The sequence below is a fragment of the Pseudomonas sp. F8002 genome (assembly GCF_013385495.1).
Taxonomy (GTDB): domain Bacteria; phylum Pseudomonadota; class Gammaproteobacteria; order Pseudomonadales; family Pseudomonadaceae; genus Aquipseudomonas.
Map to the genome: position 1 here is coordinate 115437 of NZ_JACAPW010000002.1, position 19066 is coordinate 134502.

Below are 19066 nucleotides of genomic sequence, written 5' to 3' on the forward strand. Positions count from 1 at the left end.
GACATGACGCCTGACACCCTGATCGGCATCACCGAACGTAACTCCCGCAACGCCGAGCTGAGGATTCGCACGGCCGAGCAACACCTGTCTGAACTGCTCGGCGAGCAACTGGCGCTGGAGCAGGACATTACCCAGCGCCTGGGTAAAATCGCGGCCCTGCACCTGGACCAGGGCAACACGCAGAACGAGCAAGTCGCCGCCGCCCTGAACCTGCGCCAACAGTCCCAGGACCTGCTCCACCAGCAACTGCGCGACGCTGAGCAGACCGTGGCCCAGGCGCTGGCGGGCAAGGAAAAACTGCAAGCGCGAGCCGACACCCTCGACCAGCAAGCCCGGCAATCCCTGGAACAAAACCCCGACTACGCCCGCCAGGTCGAGCAACTGGACCTGGCCCAGGCCGCCCACCGAGAACACGTCAGCGGTTATGAAGACTTGCGCCAGGAGTGCGCACTGAAGCGTCCGACCTTTGATACCAACCTGGTCTACGTCTACTTGCGCGGACACGCCTTCGGCACCGACCAATACCGGCGCAACCGCCTGAACCGCTGGATGGACAACTGGCTGGCGACCAAGGTGAACTACCTCGCCAACCGCAAGAACGAGCTGAGCCTGATCGCCCTTGGTGAGCGAAACGAGGCCTTGCAGGCCGAGCGCATCGCCCTGATCAGCACCTTGAGTGCCAGCGTCGATGCGCAACTGGCTCAGGCACGTGACCAGTTGGGACAGGCCTCAATTCAACCCGAGCTCGACACCCTGCAACGCGTAGTCGACAACGCCAAGCGCCAGGCCAATGCCATCCAGGAAAAACTCGGCAGCTACTCACGCAACGAAGACACGCATTACCAGCGCGCACGCCAGTTGCTCACTGACCAGTTGAAAACCCGCAGCATCGGCGAATTGATCGACCTGGCCAGCCACACCCCGGACGACGCCGACGACCTGATCGTCGAGCAACTGCAAACCCTGAACCTGCGCTTGAAAGCGGTGGTACAGCAACTGGCGGATACCCAGGAAGAGGCCGTGGTACACCAGAACAGCTACCAGCGTGCCAAAGACCTGGAGCGCAAAGTTCGCAACGATGCGTTTACCGGCCGCGATGTTTATTTTGACCTGTCGACTGACTTCGAGCGTCTGGTAGAGAGCTACATGACCCAGGGTGCAACCCTTGGCCAGGTTGTGGATGTGCTTGGCCGGGGCCTTAAAATCGTGCGCCGCAGTCAGGTAGCGGCAGGGGCGACGCGAGGCTATGTCAGCGCATCGATCAGCCCTGTCGTCCTTGGCGTCGCCACCGTCGAAAGCAGCAATAACAACACGGCCAGCTTTTCGACGTCAGGCAGTACAGGCGGCGGCAGCTTCAGGACGACCGACAGCTTCTAGCCTGGCGCGAAGCAAATCCGGGACTTCCTCGTTGCTAGCTGTCAGACAACGAGGAAGTGATCTGCGCAATCGCATCCTGATCCAGCCCGTCCAGCGTGCGGTAGTGGTTGATGATCAACGTCTCCTTGTCACTCAGGGTGGCCTGGTTGATAACCGCCCTTTCCCCCGTCAACACGTAAAGCACGTCCACGCCTTTATGCCGGATGGCAATCAGGTAATCGGACTTGGGCGCCCGCGCGCCACTTTCGTAGTGCACCTGAGCATTCGCACCCACACCGCCAATCGCACCAAACTCCTGTTGGGAGAGCCCCAGGATCTTGCGTTCCTCTTTCAGGCGGATGCCGAGTTTATCGTCCATGGCGGGTACCTCAATAAACGTGTTTAACACCCACCATACGCTTATGCGCAGGAGCGGGGTCTATTCATTCGGGTGGCTACCTATTGCGTGCGCACGAAGGCGAACATATGCGGCACGTAATCGGCCTTGCCGAGCGGCACACCGTTATGGCGAAGGATGTTATAGGCGGTCATCAGGTGAAAATAGAACTGTGGAATGGCCCAATTGACCGCGTATTCGTAGGCAGTCATGTCGAAAATAGTACCGTCGGGAAGTTCTATCGAGATAGCGCGCTCGCTGCTGTCGATGAGTTCGCGATCTGCCGAGGCAAGGGCTTGCAGGGTTTGCTCGATCAACCCACGTGCCTCGCTCAGGGTTGCGGGTGTGCTCAGAACCGGCAGCGGTTGATGGGTGAGACGCTGGACCGATTCCTGGGCCTGGGTGCACACAAACCGGATTTGCGTTGCGAGGGTGTGCATGTCGGGCGCCAGCCGCGCGCTCAGCAGGTTTCGCGGGTCATAGCCCAACTCGCCGGCATGCGCCTCGCCTTTGGACAAAAGCCCCTTGAGCGAGCGCAACATCTGCGCAAAGCAAGGGACGGTGATTACATAGGTCGACATCGTTCTTCCTTGACTGGATGCTGAGCGTGGGAGCATGCCATGGGCACGGTCTACGCGGCTAGCCGGCAAGCTTCATGCAGCTTCACGTGACGTCAGCGGCGAGCCGACTTACCTTGGCCACCCGCCCCTCTTACTGGTGTAGAGCGTGCTAAAGATCGCCACCCTTGCAGCCGGCTTTATCTGCTTGTCGATGCTGCCTGCTGCCCAGGCGAGTGATGGGTTCTACGTCAACCCACAGTCCACCGCCGCACAGTGGGTCCAGCAGCACCCCGATACGCCTGCCACTGCAAGCATCCGCTCAACCATTGCCGAGGTGCCCAGTGCCCTGTGGCTGACCGGCACCAGCCAGGCCATAGGAACGCTGGCCGAGCGCGTCAATCGCTATGTAACCGCTGCCGCCAGCGCTGATAAAACACCGATTTTGGTGGCCTATAACCTGCCCCACCGCGACTGCAGCGGTGGCGCCTCGAAGGGTGGCGCACCGGCAGCGGCGGAGTACCGGGGCTGGATAGACCAACTGATCAAAGGCATTGGAGACCAGCCGGCGCTGGTTATCTTGGAGCCGGACGCACTGGCAGACCTGCAGTGCCTGGACAAGGACAAGCGCGCCGAGCGGCTGGGGCTAATCAATTACGCCGTATCGGGGTTCAACCAGCGCGCACGCCATGCCGATGTTTATCTGGACGCTGGCAATCCAGGCTGGAAATCCCCAGGCGCCATGGCCGATGCGTTGAATGCAGCCGGGGTGAAACAGATCCGGGGGTTTGCCCTGAATATCGCCAACTTCTACACCCTCGCCCAGGTGCGCAGTTATGGTGATGCCATCAATGCCAGGTTGTTAAGCGAATACGCCTATACAAAAGCCGTGGCGGTGGATACCAGCCGCAACGGCAATGGTGCGAATCCTGGAGACTGGTGCAACCCGGTGGGGCGCAGGCTGGGCATGCCACCGCAAGTGCTTTCGCCACGGTTGGTTGCCCTATGGATCAAACTCCCGGGCAATTCGGACGGTGCGTCTTCGACGAAAACCGATTGTCATGAAGGCCCGGCGGCAGGCACCTTCAGTGCCGAACTGGCACTTCGCCTGATTGATGGACACTAACGGCGAATGAGCCTTGCATCACCTGGACTCATTGCTCAGGATAGCGCTCTTGAGCTGAACATCGGCAGGGAAGCAGCAGGTTACCGAGGCCGACAACACATGACGCTCCATGAAGATAGCCCGCTGCACATAGAGGTGTGCCAGCGCCAGAAACACCTCTGGTTCTGGCTCCCAATTGGTCTTTTGATGGTTTTCTTGACGGTTACCTCGACGATTTTCCTGGGTACAAATCCGCCGGAATGGATGTTTGTCGCACTCAACTTTGGCTGGGCAATCGTCGCGCTGACACTGCTGGTGAAGCTATCGGGTGTTTGTTGCGCCAAGTGAAGCACCCAGGCGTTTCAGCTTGCATCGCGCATCACTCGGGCTCGTGCCCTCACCTTGATACGTCGTCAATGCCAGAAAACAACGTGAAACAACTCACATTTATGGAGTTTCACGGTTGAAGGTCAAAATTTGACCAAATATATTTCGCCCCACCCGAGCGCTCACCTCTATACGGATATTGTTCTGCGCCTGCTCGGGCCCCCGGAGATGCGCAGGCAATAAAACATTGAGGTTTGCCATGCGTCTTTCTAAACTCGCCCCAGCCGCCGCCCTGTTCAGCCTGTTCACACTGACCGCCCAAGCCGCCGACCTGTCTGCCCTCACCGGTGCCCTGTCATCTGCCTTGGGGGGTGCCGGCAACAGCAACAACACCGTCAACGCCAATAGTGCCTCCTGCCAGCAACAGATCCGCGACCTGCAGACCAATATCAATGCGGCCAATGCCAAGGGCGATACCTTGCGCGCGACCGCGTTCCAGGCGGCACTGACACAAACCAACAAGAGCTGCAGCAACAGCACCTACAACACCCAGGCACAAGTGGACACTAACCCTCAGCGCCAGCAAAACGTGAACAAGGCTGCGGACGCAATCAACGCAATTGGTGGCCTGTTCAAGTAACTCGAGCTGCCCGGCAGAAGGCCCGCGCTTGCGGGCCTTTTTCTGCCATCGCACTTCCAGGCAATCAGCCCCTTTACCCCTTGGCGATACGCCCGATACTTAAAACGTCAGCGTGACCGCAATCGTGTCAGTGTAAGTACCGGCAGGCAAACCCACCTTGCCCGGTGATTTACCGTAAATATTCACGGTTTGCGCAACCCCGGTGCTGGCCGCGAGATTGATAGTGCCGTTGTTGGCAAGAATTTGCGTGTGGGCGGCGTCGGTGTAGATGTCATAGGGCGCAAAGTGGCCGGCACCGTCTGCCAGGGCACGCGTTCCACCGGTGGATTTTCCATCATTGGCGCCGGACGTGATGGTCAATACCGGCGAAGTACCCGCCGAGCATTGAATAGACAAAGGCGCCCCGCCGCCGCCGAGCACTTGCCCATCAGCCTCTGTATACAGGGTGTTGGCGGTACCAAAGTTCAACGCACCGAAATTCAAGCCTGTTGTGCCCCCCACGCCGTTGACCAGGCAACTATTGATCAATATCAGGGACGCACTGATTTGACCGGTGACGGTGGTCGCGGCCTGGGCGCCGGACACCCAGGCCAGTGTTGTCAACGCCAGTAAGACTCTTGAGATAAATCCATTCATGAAGCTCTCCTTATGACTTGCCAACCCAGCGCGCCGGTTCAGGTCCCTGAGGTGGACCCTTGACACTTGTACAAGGATGGCCGCTGCGTAGAAGGTTAGTCAGTCAGGAGGAAACTGCCAGCCTGAGGCCAAATCGCTGTCACTTGCGGGAGGTTGCCTGGAGAACTTTTCGGCCTTGTACCCGCAGGAATCACTGGCCAGTCTTTGCCTGGTCGCTGCACATCAGCCGGAAATTACAGTTACCTCCTCTATCGATGATAAGCCTTCCGGTAGGTTGTAGGGCTTACCCCCACGATCGACAAAAAGTGCTGACGCAAAGACAGGCTTGTACCAAACCCGCAAGCGTCAGCGATCGATTCGACGCTATGGTCGGTTGTTTCAAGTTGCAGTTGGACGGCCTTGATTCGCTCATTCGTGAGCCACTTTCCAAACGTCGAGCCGGTCAGTTGCTTGAAGTGCCGGGTGAAACTGCGTCGACTCATCGCCAGCCTCGTCGCCACTTGATCGATTGACAACGGTTGTTCCAGGTTTGCCCGAAGCCAGTCCAGCAACTGGCCGAGACGCTGGTCGCTTGCGCCTTGAGGAACAGGCTGGCTGATGAACTGGGCCTGGCCTCCGTCGCGATGGGGGGAAACCAACAGTTGACGCGCCAACGCGTTGGCAACTCCCCGCCCGTAGATCCGCCTGACGATATGAATACAGCAATCGAGCCCTGCGGCCACGCCTGCAGAGGTCAGGATTTGCTGCGCCTCGACATAGAGCACTTTGGGGTCCACTTCAATGCGCGGGAAATCTCGCGCCAGATGCGCGGCCCACGCCCAGTGCGTGGTTGCCCGCTTGTCGCACAGCAGGCCCGCATGGGCAAGCACGAACGCCCCCAGGCACAGGCCGACCACCAGCGCGCCTCGTTCATGGGCTGCCTGAAGCGTTTCGAGGAGCGCGCTCGGCGGCCTTTCGGTGACGTCCCGCCAGCTGGGAATGATGACGATGTCAGCTCCTGCAACCTGGTCCAAACCATGGTCACAGTGGATCGCGAAACCGGCGTTGGTAACCAGCGCCCCTTCTTCACCCGCACACACCACCAATTCGAACCAGGGCGAATCCCCCACTCGGCGATCTTTACCAAATACGAGGCACGGCACAGAAAGGTGAAAGGGGCTGATGCCGTTAAAGGCGATGACTGCAACTTTCACACTTTTTTTCATAGGGCGGGCCTGATCGAGATTGGCCCGATTCTAATGAAAAATGGTCATTGGGCCAATGGTGTGAGTTCCCGGATGCGTTCACTCTGATCGCAGCTGCATTTCACCGGGAAATGCGCAAATCAGAGCTCAGGGCCTCAATGAACATCGCCACCTTTTGCACGCTGGGAGCACTTATGACCACTCTTTCGATGACCGCACCGGCACACGCCAGCGAACCGGTGCCCTCCATCCCCTATACCAGCGAGTCCACTGGCTATCATTGGTCCAGCGTGGACGGCGTGAGGGTTTTTTATCGCGAGGCCGGCCCCAGGGACGCGCCGACCCTGGTGCTGCTCCATGGCTACCCTTCGTCTTCGCGCATGTGGGATTCGCTGATCCCGCTGCTTGCTGACCGGTATCACGTGATCGCACCCGACTACCCCGGGTTCGGCAGAAGCGACGCGCCCTCGGCCGCGACCTACACCTACACGTTTGACCATCTGGCCGACACCATGAGCAAGCTGCTCACGCAATTGCAGATCCATGAATACACCCTGTTTATGCAGGACTACGGCGGCCCGGTAGGCTTTCGGATGATCCTCAACGCGCCGCAAAAACTGCACGGCATCATCATCCAGAACGCCAATGCCTATGACGAAGGCCTGGGTGCCAAATGGGCGAACATCGCCAAGTACTGGAAGGCTCCCGCCGAACATCCCGAACAAGTCGATGGGTTCACGGGGTACGAAGGCACGAAGCAGCGCCACCTGGGCACCAGCCCTCATCCCGAGCGTTACAACCCTGATGCCTGGGAGGACGAGTTTGCCGCCTTATCCCGTCCGGGCCAGCGGGCGATACAGTCGGCGTTGTTGCTGGACTACCAGAACAACGTCGCCTCTTACCCAAAATGGCAGCAGTGGTTGAAAGACAATCAGCCGCCCATGCTGGTCATGTGGGGGAAATACGACCCGTCGTTCATTCTGCCGGGGGCGATGCGCTACAAGGATGATGTGCCGGGTGCCGAGGTTCATATTCTGGACGCGGGGCATTTCGCACTGGATGAAAAGACCGAACAGATTGCCAGCCTGACGCGTCAGTTCATGGCGCGTATCACCGCCGGTAAATAGTAAAGAGTGGGAGGCCCGCGCCCGACTGATCGTCGGGTAACCCTGCAGTTCGTCGCCTCAAGCATTCCACTTCACCCAATCTCGAATACTGTATACACATACAGCACTCGAAATACCTCCTATGAATATCGACGAAGACACCTGCGGGTGGCTTGGCATCCCCACGCCTCTCGAAATGCACAAACAACATGCCCGGCTGCTCGAGAACGAGATCCAGGAACTGAACCTGCAACTGCGCAAGGCCCGGGCGGATATCTTCGGCCTGGTCGCGATGCTGACAGAAGCACAGGCAAAGAACGAAGAGTTTGCCGGATACCTCAGGCTGCGCGGTGCCGAAGCTGCAGCGATGAGGAAGCAGATCGCCAACCTCACCACTTCAGATCGACTCAGCACGCGCGAGGCCGAGAGGCTGCGCAGTGTGCTGAACGAACTGATGTCTCACCCGAAAACCATCGTCTAAGCTCAGGTTTCAGGTTGAGGGCTTGGCCATGTGCGGAAGACTTTCCCAGTACAGCGGCATTCACGACTTCGTCGCGGCGCTGAGCATGCCCAATGCCCTGGCGAACTCCGTGGGTGAGTTGCCGCTGGGAGAAAATCGACCTGCAACCGAGTGGAAGCTGACGCTGTTGATGACGGCGCGGAGGATCGCGCCAATCATCGTTTGGCTGAACGAAAACGCAGCCAAACCACCCCGACCAGCCCCAACGGCACCCCCAGGCTGAGCCATGAAAGCAGGTCATAGACGCCGTCACCAATCAGCGCCGAGAGCAATCCGAACAGGCTTAGAACAAAGAGCAACAGCGGCCAGCGAAAGATCATCCACAGTCCGCGCCTCATGATCGGCCCCCCATTTCCGGCCCGCTGGCATGCAATTCATCCAAGCGTTTTTGCAACGGTACCTTGCGACGGCTCAGCCACAGGTAGAGCCCACTGCCGAGGATGACGATGCTGATGAGATCGAGCAGCGTCCAGATGATCTTCAGCGGCACACCACCGTAATCACCAAAATGCAGCGGCTGCGAAACCAGCAAGGTTTTCACGTACAACGGCATCTCACGCATGTCGGTCAGCTCGCCGGTACTCGCATCCACCAGGGCCGGCTTGAGCAATCGCGCAGTGAGCGGCGTGGTGCCGCGCATGAACACTGCGTAATGGTGCTGGCTGCTGAACTGAGTACCGGGAAAGGCGATGAAGCTGGGCTCCATGCCTGGCGCCGCCTTACGCGCGGTATCCAGCGCTTTTTGCAACGACCCGAGGCGCTCCAGCGGCGGCGCATCCTTGTAGGGCGCGGTCATCTGCGCCAACTGGTCACTCTGCCAAAAGTCGAAAATGGGCAATGCCAGCGTATTGATCACGCCTGTCAGCCCCACCACCAACACCCAGGCGAGGGTGACGATGCCGAGCACGTTATGCAGGTCCAGCCACTTCAAGCGTGAACTGCGCCCGTTGCGCACGGTGGCGAAGTCCAGCTTGCGCATGAACGGTGTGTACACCACCACGCCGGACACCAGCGCCGCGACCAACAGCAGCCCCATGAAACCGAGAAACAGATAACCGGGCAACCCCATGAATAAATCGGTATGCAGGCGCAACATAAGGTTCATGAACCCATCGTCTGGCGGTACCGCAGGAAATAACTCGCCAGTGCGTGTATCGAACGACTGCGAATGCCCCTCGATCGGTGGCGGCATAATGCTCGTTGCCGTGTACACCGTACCGAGCGGACTTTCCGGATCGAAACCGACAAAACGCACGACCTCCCCCGGCTGCGCCACCAATGCACTGGCAATGACGGTGTCGTAGTCGATTGGTGGTGTATCGGCGGTCAGCGGGCGCAGGGGCGGCGGCGGCTCGAAGTAGTGCTCAATCTCTTCATGAAAGATCAGTGGCAGCCCCGTCAGGCACAGCAACAACAGGAAAACGGTAGCGATCAGGCTGGTCCATTTGTGGACCAGAAACCAGATACGCAAGGTGCGTGCAGTCATGCTCGGTGGTTTTCCTTAAAGCGCCAGGCTCGCCGCGCGTCACGGGGCACAGCGAGCCCCCAGGCGGTATCAGTATTTCCAGGTAACAGACGCTACCAGATTACGCGGGGCGCCGTAGCTGGCGGTCGTGGCACTGTTGTACAGCGATAGCAGGTATTTGCGATCGGTGACGTTGTTCAGGTTCAGCGACGTGCTCCAGTTGCTGTCGATGTCATAGCTGGCCATGAAATCGAGCAACGCGTAGGCGTTCTGGTGGATGGCACTGTTCGTGTCGTTTTCCACTGCACTCTGCCAGCTTACCCGTGTACCGATCTTGGCTTGGGGCAAACTTGGCAAGCGATAGGTGAGCATGCCGCGCACGCTATGAGTTGGCACATACTTACGGGCCTTGTCGCCATCGTCGTTGTCGATGCGCACGTAGGTATACCCGGCGAGCACGTCCAGGCCGGGTAGCGCTTCGCCAGAGGCTTGCAGCTCTACTCCGTGACTCTTGTAATCCATGGGGTCGTAAACGGACCGGCCACCCACCAGGCCGACATACTCCGCGACATTCTGCTGTTCGGTCTTGAACGCCGCGGCGGTGACGTTGAGGCGGTCATCCAGCAAGCTGCCCTTCACACCGGCTTCCATGCTTTTGCCTTCAAGCGGAGCAAGCAGTTTGCCGTCCCTGCCCAGGTTGTACTGAGCGCTGTAGATTTTCGTCCAGCTGCCATACACGCTCCACTGCTTGTCCAGGTCGTAGACCAGGCCGGTGTAAGGCGTCACCTTGCCATGTGCGCGGGTGTAGTAGTCGGAACCATAGCTGTCGCCGGAAGCGTCCAGGCTGATCATCCGCGCGCCGGCGATCCAGTGAAGATCATCGGCCAGACTGAATCGGGCACCGGCGTACACGCTTTTCTGAGTGTCCGTGAAATTCTGGGTATTGGCGTCGCTGGTAAACAGGAACGACGGATGCGCCAGATTGCCCGCCAGCACATCCGAGAATGAAACGTCGTAGTAGCCATCTGCAGCCGCATCGTATTCCCGGGCCTTCTGATGGGTGCGGCCATAGGCGGCACCGAGGGTCAACTCATGCTCTCGGCCAAACAGGCTGAACGGGCCGGAGACCTTGGCCTCGCCCAGCAACTGATGAGCCTCGCTGGTGGTATTGGCGGCAAACACTGAGGCGTCATCACCGCTGACCCCGGCGACATACATCATGTTGGTGTCTTGCTTTTCGGTGATGCCCGTGGCGGTGACCGTAGCGTTCCAGCCGTTGCCAAAATCATGCTTGAGCTCAGCGAATGTGCGCTGGGTACGCAGGTTCCAATAGGTCCATGGCTGGCCGATGCTGGAGCTGCGGCTGCCATAGTGAATGGCGTTGCCATCGTTATCCACCAACGGCAAGTTACCCCAGGTGCTGCCGTTTGAATTGCTGTCGTGCTGGGAGAAACCCACGGTTACGGTGTCGGCATCGGACACATCGAACGCCAACAACCCGGCAGCGACGTTGCGCTCATGGCTGTATCGATCCATCCACGAGTTGCCCTTGTCGTGGGAGTAAATGAAGCGGCCGCGTACGTTGCCGGTATCCGTCAACGGCCCGGAAACGTCCACGTCCACACGACGGCCATCCCATGAGCTGACGCTGGTATCGATTTGCGCCTGGAAGGTCTCGGTCGGACGTTTGCGTACGAAATTGACCGTGGCCGACGGGTTGCCAGCCCCGCTCATCAAACCATTGGCGCCATGCAGGATGTCGATCTGCTCGAACTCGGCCAAGTCCTGATCACCGACCAATACGGTTCCCACGAAGGGCATGCCCACGCCATCGTATTGAAAATTGTTGATATCGAAGCCGCGCGAGGTGAATTCCGTACGATCGGTTTCGGTTTGCTCCACGGTCACCGAGGGCGCAGCACGCAGCGCATCCTTGATGCCCGTAATCTTGAAGTCATCCAGGGCTTGCCGAGTGATGGTGGTCACGGCCTGCGGGGTTTCCTTGTCCGTCAAGCCCAGACGGGTAGTGCTGGACGACGGGTTGCTTTTGTAGCCCACGGTTGGACCGTCAATAGGTTCACTACTCGCTTCGATCTGGGTAGTCGGCAACGTCAAGTCTTCGGTGGCGTGAACGAGGGACGCAGCGCTGCAAGCGCCAGCAAGCAACAGACTGGCAGAAAAGTGATGTTTCAAAACGAGGATTCCTACGACGAGTGGGTCAAGCGCGTTAACATTTCGAGAATGCTAATAGGAATCTAACTCAATTACCAAGTTATGTCGGACATTTTTTTCACATTTCGAAACATTTACTGTCGAGTACATTTGGCTACATTTGTCGTTTGAAAATGGGAAGGCGCGGAACACTGAAGATTCGCCGTTGAGAAGATTTCGGCCGCGGCTCAGGCCGCGAGATTGAATGAGGGCGACTGATTCTGCACCGAGTGGCTCCGACTCCACATCGAGCCATGTACTACCCAGTAGATTCGTCGGGAGCTGAAGCGGATGAAGCGCGAAGGCCTGTCAGCAACCTCACTCCTGTAAGAACCCATCCGCACACTCCTTTTTTATGGGCACAAGGGTATTCACATGCCTCAGAAAGAAGGTTCAGGAACAGCGTCTGACCGAGATTGGCTGGGGAGCCAGGGCGCTAGTACCGTAGTCGTGGAAGGAATCGCCGGGGTCAATTCATGAACTCCGGCCGAAGACCGAAAAGAAGATTGATGCCTGCGTTGGAGCTATCGCTAAACGGCAAAATAGAAAAGATCCGGGGGCGGCTCTTTTTTCGAGCTCAATAAAAAAACCCCGTAGACGTTAATCTACGGGGTTTTTAAGAGTGGAGGCCGAGGTCGGAATCGAACCGGCGTAGGCGGATTTGCAATCCATGATAAATTCCTTATTTATCAAAGGCTTGAATAAAAATATGTTCCGCAGTACCTATGATCTTGCCCCCTCTAGGACGCAGACCGGCTACCGCGTGCTTATAGAGTTGCGGAACGGATTTTTGCAGCGCCCACAGAGCTGTCCCGTTGAGCCGCAACAAATTCTACCTAGAAAACTGCGATCTCATTTCCAGCCCTAATTTTCGTTTCGGCTCATGATCACAAAGACTATAATTGGCAACCCTTATCATATGGAGAATGAGCTATGACCCAGGTAACGCTTGAGAAAATTCAGGAACTTGAGGGCCAAATCGGAAGAAGACTTACTGATCGTGAGTTAGCACTATGGGTGCAGTTTTCCTTCATTTCGGTAGAAGACTTCATACACGGTATAAACTTTCAGGCCCTAATCGGGTGGTTGGCAAAAAAGCTCGGTAGGCCTTTGACGCTTGCCGAAACCCGGCTTGCTGCTAGCTTGCTTCGCAAAGGCCATACCCGCAAAGACATTCTTGATGAAATCTCCCCCCCCCACCATAAAAATAAGCTGCGGCGAAATAAACCATAACCGTCGGAGTGAGAAATTTTCCAGTCAGGCCACTGCACGAACTAAGATATGAATGAGATGTACAAAATACTTTTGCAGCTAGCGTAGATTTTTACTTTTACTGATTTTATATGATATCTAGAGCAAACTCGCACGACACTGCCAAACATTAAAGCACTCCTCAATGAGTTTTGAACATTGCACAGAAGGCTAGCGAAAAATGATAGGAGCCATGCAGGGATAAAACTTATAAGTACGCAACCCTTAGCAACCCAATTTAGGATCGCCCCCGTACAACAACACCAAAAAGCAAGCTAGAGGAGATAAGCATGAGCCAACCTAACGAACCAAACATCACATTCGAAAAGGAAATATCACACGAGCACAATATAGTTAAGGTGCGATACTTCAAAGACAAACACCCTATCAAATCGTATGCTTTCGATACAAGCCTAGGAAAGCAATGCGCAGGACTACAGCTCATCATAAAAGATCTAGAGATAGTACTTGCAACACTTAAGCTAACACTAACCCTTCCACTCATGGAGCCCAGCACCAACCCTAACATAGATTACTTTCAGTTCACGACCAGCAATCCAGACCAACTAATACTCACCAGCCTCATAAACTCAAGCATAATTACCTATGCGAAGTACTTCACACAAGGAAAGGGATTAGCACCATTCATTAACAGCGAAAAAATTAAAAGCGAGTTAAGCTCCGACGCGTACATTCTCCATGAAAAAATAATAGACCTACGTCACAACTTTATCGCACATGGCGGAGTTAATGACTTCGAGCTTGCTAAAACCGTAATCCTAATCGACCTCACACACTCACACAGCCTAACTTACGTTCATCACGTACATCACTCTGTCATGCCACTAGTAAATAACATAGAGGCATTCATTGACCTTACAGAAAGTTTCTTAAGGATAATAAAATCAATGTTGCAGAAAAGAAGCAAAGCTCTTTGGGAGACGGAGATAAACAAAATACCGATTGGGTTGCACATATCCAAAGCCGGGGACCACGTTACATTTTCGAATAAAAGCTAGGCCTTCAACATCATTTATTGGGTGATAATATTTTCAACGAACGCTTGGCATGCCATGCGCGATCAGTCCTTCATTGCACTCTCCAGTGATGGCAAGAACTCGTTGAGCATGCGCTGGTCAAGTTGGGCTCTACGGGCGGCGTAAACCAATACCCTCCCCTGGGTTCTGCAGGCCTAAATCAATCATCCCGATTCAACCAACTGATACGCTGTTCACTCCACCAGAGGAACACAGATGCCCAATTCAGACCTGCTCCCTTCCCTGCTCTCCAAGCTGTACGAAAACCAGTTGGCCCTTGAGGCTTCCATCATGGAGCTATCTAACTGGGTCGAGCAGCGTGGTTCCGCCGATGTAGCCGAGAACGTGCGCGGCGCTTTGCACACCATCGACGAGAATGAAGAGTTCATCAAGCTGACCCTGGCGGTCCTCATGGCACCTGACTGATCGTCGGGTAATCCTGCATTTCGTCGCCTCAAGCCTTCCGCTTCGCGAGATCTCGAATACTGTATGCACATACAGCATTCGGAATACTCAACCATGAACATCGACGAAGACACCGACTGGTGGCTTGGCAGCCCCACGCCTCTGGAAATGTGCAGACAGCACGCACTCATGCTGGAGAACGAGTACCAAGAGCAGAGCCTGCAATTGCGAAAAGCCCGACAGGACATTCAGGGGCTGATCCAGATGCAAGCTGATGCTCTACGCGATAAGGCCGCAACTGAGCTCAAGCTCAGGAAGGCCCAGTCCGAGGTAGCCGAGCTAAACAGCAAAGTGTCAGAGCTTGATAGCCAAATTCGGAGCCTGATGGTCGTCAAAAACCAGCGGGATATCGTTCTCCACCAGAATCAGGAACTGCTACGTCAGATCCGTATGGGGCAAACCACGATCAGCAACTAACCTGAGTTGAGCCTCGGAGGTTTTGATCATGTGCGGAAGACTTTCACAGTACAGCGGTATTCACGACTTCGTTGCGGCGTTGAGCATGCCCAATGCCCTGGCGAACTCCGTTGGTGAATTGCCGATCGAGCGCTACAACGTCGCCCCGACAATCCAAGTCGCCCTGCTCCACCTGCAGGGCGATCTGCTGCATGCCGACCTGGTGCGCTGGGGATGGCGACCGCACTGGGCCAAAGATCGCGCCGCGCCGATTAATGCCCGTGTCGAGAAGGTGGCCCACAGCCCGTTCTTCCGCGCGATCTGGCCGCACCGGGCAATCACGCCGATCGACAACTGGTTTGAATGGGTGGACGAAGGCGGCCCGAAGAAGCAGCCCTACCTAATCCGCCGGCGGGATGGCGCGCCGGTCCTGTGCGCCGCCATTGGCCAGCTGCCTGACAGCGATGAAGGCCCGGGCGAGCATGACGGCTTCGTGATCATCACCGCGGACAGCGCCGGCGGGATGGTGGACATCCACGACCGGCGGCCGGTGGTGCTGCCGCCGGACCTTGCCCGGGAATGGCTGGACCCGGCCACCCCCAAGGAGCGCGCCGAGCAGATGGTGTTGCACCAGGGCGAGCCGGCCGAGGCCTTCGAATGGTTCAAGGTCAATGCCGCCGTGGGCAACGTGCGGAACAAAGGGCCAGAACTTATAACGCCGATGACTTAAAGTGAAATCGCAGCACTTTATCGCCCTTGACTTAGGTCTGGCATGATAGCCTTTTGAGCACACTTGAAGCAGGGAGAGCAGCACAATGCTTAGTGACAAGCAGATCGACGACGCAATTAAAGCAGCACCATCGACACCAGGTGAGAGCAATCAGCCGGAACACCGCGACTGCATACGCTTTGCCTATGAGTGGCTCGACGCACAAACAAAAACGAAGGGTATACAAAAAAAACCCTTTGATCTGAAGCATCTAATTCAGCGCTGGGCTGGCAGATATGTGTCCAGTTCAGACGTTGAAGTTGCAGCGCATCTCCATCCCGACATTCGCGGCCGATACCCGTATTTCAATATCAGTTCTAGGCTCACAAGCCCTTCAATAAACCGAATATCTAATCTCGGTGAAACCTACACCCAGACCAAAGGCGAGGATCACGACTTGGCCAGATATTCCCGCGCTGAGTAGGTTAGCGCGCAATATCCCTGACATACGCCTGGCACGCCCGCAGCGCGATCAATCCTTGGTCGCCGGCGTCGGTGACGTCGATAATTCGTTGCGCATGCGCTGGGTCAAGTTGGACTCGACGGGTTGCATGAACCACGCCGACGGCGCCGGGGGTGGCAGGCACGTTGCAGCCACTGGCTGAATCCGTGGCGTCGAGAAGGACTGACAGCCGCACATCAGCAGTAGCAAGGCGGTCACGCAGCAGAGCCTGGTGGCGCTGGGCATCGAATAATTCCTTGGTGTGTTTTTGATCGGAGGTGGCCAACTGTTGCTCGATGGCCAAGCGCTTGTCCTGGTCGGCCCGGACCTGGGCTGCGGCCGCATTGCCGATCGCGCCAAGGTCCGTCTGGAACTGGCCGCTCTGCTCTGCCAGTACTTTGCCCAGCCGCCAGTCTTGCACTTGCCACGCGGCGCCAAAGCTCACGGCCATGGCCAGCAGGACCAGCGCGTCTAGGCTGGCCAACTTCTGCAAGGGCGTCACGACATAGTCCCTCCAGCCAGACGGTACTGTTTCAGCAGATCCTCAAGACGATGCTCGCGCTGCCCATACCCGGCGCCGGGCAGGCTCGCCCAGATGTTCCGGCACTTCGCGATAGCCGTCTCGATCCGGCCGGCAATTACGTCCGGCAATGCCCGGCACTCGCGGATATGCTGCAACGCCAGCAGGTCCTGACTGATCGGGCTGAAGTCAGGCAGCTTGAGCTGCGCCCTGTAGTGCGGCCAGTCCCTCAGCATTTGCTGATATCGGCCAGATGCATTGGACGTGAGCCCCTTACTGTTGATGACCTTTGACGCTCGGCCCTTGGCAAAGGGATGATCCATAAAGTCCTTGAATATCTCTGGTTTCTTGTCGATGCCGGTCACGATCACGTCGTAGCCATCCATGGCGGTGGCCCGCGAGGTGCTGGTGCCCTCGGACCAGGCGAGCATATCGAGGAACGCCAGCGCATTACGGCCGCCGGCGAGCGCTTCAGAAAGTCGAGCCATTACTTTTCTCCTGGCAATAAAAAGCCCGCTCAGCGGCGGGCAGATTTTTCAGATGTGACCCTATGCACCATGGTCCGAAGTCGGGAAGCTCATGAATACGGTGTGCTGTGAAACGTCGTTAAAGGAGTTGGGGTTTGCGGTAGCCGCCCCTCCTGCTAGCACGACGTACGTCCCGCGTGATGTGCCGTCTGTTTTCGGCATGAGCTGATTCGTCATCGAGTAGGCCTGCAAAATGCCTGCTCGGCTTGGCCAGCCCGCCCAAAGCGTTCGCTGGGTATTGAGGGTGATCCCAGAAACCGACATCCTCAAATCAGCGCGGTTGCTTCCCGCGTTTCGAACAGCGCTCACCGTGTCTGAGTTAGTGCCGATGTTGGTCACACCGGTACTGCCAAAACGGATTGGGTACCACCAGTCATACTGATCGAGTGCGATTTTTTTGGACGTGCACGAAAGCCCCATCCACTTCGCGATCGACTCTGCCGCGTACTTGTGGCCGGCGACGTTCCAGTGATAGCCATCCGAAAACAACTTAAGCGTGTTCACGCGGTAATCATCCGTCGTCGGTAAGCCCGACTTTTGAAACATGTCAGGGAACGGGATGTACACGCCACCCGTTTCCTTTGCCAGCCGCTGCAGCTCGCGGCGGGTAATATCTGCACCGTCAGCCGACCAGAGATAATCGGGAACGACCACCGGCACTTCGTAAAACTTCGCGTAAAGAATCAGCCAATCGATCCGCTGCTTGAATGCCGCGAAGTACTCAGGATTTGTTTTGTTGTCTCCCATGTCATTCAAGCCCAGCCCCATCACCAGGCAGGAGCAGCGCATCAGCATCGCATTGATCGCAAGCTCATCTAACCAACGCAGACGCCGGCCGGAGTTTGAAAAGTTATTGACGGTCAGCGAGTTGACGTAGGCGTTATAGCTGAAGCCGCACAGCTCGACCTTTCCGGCACTGGTGGTGACACATTCAATTTTGCACTGGCCCATGCCGTTGTCAGTGATCTCGACCACCTGGACATTCATCAGCGTCACGGACGCAGCCGCCGTGTTCACGCTGGCCGCTACCACTCCATTGATTTTCACGTCAAAGGTACCGCCGCCAGGGTTGCCGATGTACCAGACCCAGACCTTTCGCTGGAAGGTCGGGATAGTGCTACTCAGGATGTTACCCGCTTGTTGCGATACCCAAGACAGCCCCTGCACTACGTATGAACCCGTAGCGCCCTCCCTTGGACTCCAGCTATGCGCTGCAGCGTCAACCCGGGTGAAGGCTATGTCATGCACGTCCTGAGTCGCAGTAGGCGTTCCGATGCCCATGGACATCAGGGGAGTGAAGCCGTAACTCATCAACCCGAGGTCGGCATTGATCATGCGCTTGAGCAGGTTCACATGGCTGTTGCGGTAGGCGTCCAATGAGGCAGCGCCATGCATGTTGGAGTCGCCCAGGAAGATAATCGATGCATCATCAAAAGTGGCAGCACGAACACGCAGGCGCATCAGTCTGTCACCCAATACCCCCACCTCAGCCCGGCTTGAAACAACGCTGACCGAGCTTTCAATCTGGACCAGGCTTTGCTCCAGCTCAACGGCACCACGTTTGATGTAAGTAGTACCGGCGCTGCTGTAGAGCGCACCCCGAAGGCCGGCATCGCCTACAGCGAACAGTTTGGGGGCATCGGTGGCCCAGGTGCCGGTCAACGTTAACGGCAAGGCCGATTGGTTGATGACGCGGTAAAGCTCGCCATTGCGCTGGACCAGCTGAGTTGCTCGCTGGACAACGACTCCCGCACCGTAGGCCAGATAAATGGACTCAAATCCAGACTTGAGCAGGAATTCAGCAAACTCCCGCTCCATCTGATCCATCGACTCACCGGCCTCATCTATGGCCCGCTGAATTTCGGCCCTGACCTGCTCCACCGCCGTGGCCACGTCGACCGTCGAAATATCGACCAACAACGGCGCGACGTAGCCATAACGGCTCAAGCGAATATCAATGCGATCCGTCGATGAGTAGAACAGCACCCTGGCGCTTGCATCGGCATAAGCAGGGTTGCCGAGAGGCACATTACCTGCCGAGTCCGAAAACAAGACTGCTCGTTGCTGGGTACCGTGGACAAAGACGTCCACAGTAGCGCCAGGCAACAGGGCACCGTCTTCGGCTCTTGCAGCGAAGAACTGAATAGGTTGCATA

Annotated in this window: 22 protein-coding genes and 1 pseudogene; 13 read left to right on the forward strand and 10 right to left on the reverse strand. The window is 56.9% G+C overall.

Going from position 1 to position 19066, the window contains the following annotated elements; genetic code table 11:
* Positions 1-3: 3 nt before the first annotated feature.
* On the forward strand, positions 4-1377 hold the full coding sequence (locus HX811_RS02860; protein WP_177044627.1) for a hypothetical protein: 1374 nt from the start codon (positions 4-6) through the stop codon (positions 1375-1377).
* Positions 1378-1411: 34 nt separating this feature from the next.
* On the opposite strand, the gene HX811_RS02865 is transcribed toward HX811_RS02860, so the two are convergent.
* Together HX811_RS02865 and HX811_RS02870 are read right to left on the reverse strand one after the other, a co-directional pair.
* Positions 1412-1735: a helix-turn-helix domain-containing protein gene (locus tag HX811_RS02865; protein ID WP_003207700.1), complete on the reverse strand. Its 324-nt coding sequence runs from the start codon at positions 1733-1735 to the stop codon at positions 1412-1414.
* 80 nt (positions 1736-1815) lie between these two features.
* Positions 1816-2334 (reverse strand): DUF1993 family protein, encoded by a 519-nt coding sequence (locus HX811_RS02870; protein ID WP_177044629.1) that lies wholly within the window; start codon positions 2332-2334, stop codon positions 1816-1818.
* 145 nt (positions 2335-2479) lie between these two features.
* On the opposite strand from HX811_RS02870, the gene HX811_RS02875 reads away from it, so the two are divergent.
* The 3 genes from HX811_RS02875 (at position 2480) to HX811_RS02885 (ending at position 4382) form a co-directional block, all read left to right on the forward strand.
* The gene (locus HX811_RS02875; RefSeq protein ID WP_008435075.1) at positions 2480-3436 is read left to right on the forward strand and encodes a glycoside hydrolase family 6 protein; all 957 of its coding nucleotides are present in this window, start codon (positions 2480-2482) and stop codon (positions 3434-3436) included.
* Positions 3437-3442: 6 nt separating this feature from the next.
* Positions 3443-3763 (forward strand): hypothetical protein, encoded by a 321-nt coding sequence (locus tag HX811_RS02880; protein WP_087693939.1) that lies wholly within the window; start codon positions 3443-3445, stop codon positions 3761-3763.
* Between the two features lie 238 nt (positions 3764-4001).
* Positions 4002-4382, forward strand: coding sequence for a DUF1090 family protein (locus HX811_RS02885; protein WP_177044630.1), 381 nt, complete (start codon positions 4002-4004; stop codon positions 4380-4382).
* 99 nt (positions 4383-4481) lie between these two features.
* Here HX811_RS02885 and HX811_RS02890 read toward each other — a convergent pair whose 3' ends face one another.
* Together HX811_RS02890 and HX811_RS02895 are read right to left on the reverse strand one after the other, a co-directional pair.
* Entirely contained in the window at positions 4482-5018 is a 537-nt protein-coding gene (locus tag HX811_RS02890) for a spore coat protein U domain-containing protein (protein ID WP_177044632.1), read from the reverse strand.
* Positions 5019-5266: 248 nt separating this feature from the next.
* Positions 5267-6223 (reverse strand): GlxA family transcriptional regulator, encoded by a 957-nt coding sequence (locus HX811_RS02895; protein WP_177044635.1) that lies wholly within the window; start codon positions 6221-6223, stop codon positions 5267-5269.
* A gap of 173 nt (positions 6224-6396) precedes the next feature.
* Between HX811_RS02895 and HX811_RS02900 the strand changes: the two genes are divergently transcribed.
* The 3 genes and pseudogenes from HX811_RS02900 to HX811_RS31910 all read left to right on the forward strand — a co-directional run.
* Positions 6397-7329, forward strand: a complete 933-nt coding sequence (locus HX811_RS02900) for an alpha/beta fold hydrolase (protein WP_256344365.1) — start codon at positions 6397-6399, stop codon at positions 7327-7329.
* Positions 7330-7450: 121 nt separating this feature from the next.
* Complete coding sequence (locus HX811_RS02905) at positions 7451-7789, forward strand: hypothetical protein (protein WP_008435088.1); 339 nt, start codon at positions 7451-7453, stop codon at positions 7787-7789.
* A 28-nt stretch (positions 7790-7817) separates the two neighbouring features.
* Positions 7818-7958 (forward strand): annotated as a pseudogene (locus HX811_RS31910) (DUF159 family protein); the annotation flags it as partial.
* 25 nt (positions 7959-7983) lie between these two features.
* Here HX811_RS31910 and HX811_RS02910 read toward each other — a convergent pair.
* The 3 genes from HX811_RS02910 to HX811_RS02920 form a co-directional block, all read right to left on the reverse strand.
* Complete coding sequence (locus HX811_RS02910; protein WP_177044637.1) at positions 7984-8166, reverse strand: hypothetical protein; 183 nt, start codon at positions 8164-8166, stop codon at positions 7984-7986.
* Complete coding sequence (locus tag HX811_RS02915; RefSeq protein WP_177044639.1) at positions 8163-9314, reverse strand: PepSY domain-containing protein; 1152 nt, start codon at positions 9312-9314, stop codon at positions 8163-8165. Before HX811_RS02915 ends, HX811_RS02910 begins: the two co-directional genes overlap by 4 nt.
* Positions 9315-9383: 69 nt before the next feature.
* A complete protein-coding gene (locus HX811_RS02920) occupies positions 9384-11486 on the reverse strand; it encodes a TonB-dependent siderophore receptor (protein ID WP_256344366.1) in 2103 nt (700 codons plus the stop codon).
* A gap of 951 nt (positions 11487-12437) precedes the next feature.
* Here HX811_RS02920 and HX811_RS02925 point away from each other — a divergent pair.
* The 6 genes from HX811_RS02925 (at position 12438) to HX811_RS02950 (ending at position 15846) form a co-directional block, all read left to right on the forward strand.
* Positions 12438-12737 (forward strand): hypothetical protein, encoded by a 300-nt coding sequence (locus HX811_RS02925; RefSeq protein ID WP_177044641.1) that lies wholly within the window; start codon positions 12438-12440, stop codon positions 12735-12737.
* Between the two features lie 308 nt (positions 12738-13045).
* Positions 13046-13774 (forward strand): hypothetical protein, encoded by a 729-nt coding sequence (locus HX811_RS02930; RefSeq protein WP_177044643.1) that lies wholly within the window; start codon positions 13046-13048, stop codon positions 13772-13774.
* Between the two features lie 234 nt (positions 13775-14008).
* Complete coding sequence (locus tag HX811_RS02935; RefSeq protein ID WP_177044645.1) at positions 14009-14218, forward strand: hypothetical protein; 210 nt, start codon at positions 14009-14011, stop codon at positions 14216-14218.
* A 93-nt stretch (positions 14219-14311) separates the two neighbouring features.
* The gene (locus tag HX811_RS02940) at positions 14312-14674 is read left to right on the forward strand and encodes a hypothetical protein (protein WP_177044545.1); all 363 of its coding nucleotides are present in this window, start codon (positions 14312-14314) and stop codon (positions 14672-14674) included.
* 28 nt (positions 14675-14702) lie between these two features.
* Entirely contained in the window at positions 14703-15383 is a 681-nt protein-coding gene (locus HX811_RS02945; RefSeq protein WP_177044647.1) for an SOS response-associated peptidase, read from the forward strand.
* Positions 15384-15468: 85 nt separating this feature from the next.
* On the forward strand, positions 15469-15846 hold the full coding sequence (locus tag HX811_RS02950) for a hypothetical protein (protein ID WP_177044649.1): 378 nt from the start codon (positions 15469-15471) through the stop codon (positions 15844-15846).
* 1 nt (position 15847) lies between these two features.
* Here the strand turns inward: HX811_RS02950 and HX811_RS02955 are convergent, their stop codons facing one another.
* The 3 genes from HX811_RS02955 to HX811_RS02965 are packed head-to-tail and all read right to left on the reverse strand — an operon-like array spanning position 15848 to position 19065.
* Positions 15848-16366, reverse strand: coding sequence for a lysis system i-spanin subunit Rz (locus HX811_RS02955; protein WP_177044651.1), 519 nt, complete (start codon positions 16364-16366; stop codon positions 15848-15850).
* Entirely contained in the window at positions 16363-16872 is a 510-nt protein-coding gene (locus tag HX811_RS02960) for a glycoside hydrolase family 104 protein (RefSeq protein ID WP_177044653.1), read from the reverse strand. Before HX811_RS02960 ends, HX811_RS02955 begins: the two co-directional genes overlap by 4 nt.
* A 60-nt stretch (positions 16873-16932) precedes the next feature.
* Positions 16933-19065 carry an SGNH/GDSL hydrolase family protein gene (locus tag HX811_RS02965; RefSeq protein ID WP_177044655.1) on the reverse strand — a complete coding sequence of 711 codons (2133 nt, stop codon included), beginning with the start codon at positions 19063-19065 and terminating at the stop codon, positions 16933-16935.
* Position 19066 lies beyond the last annotated feature (1 nt).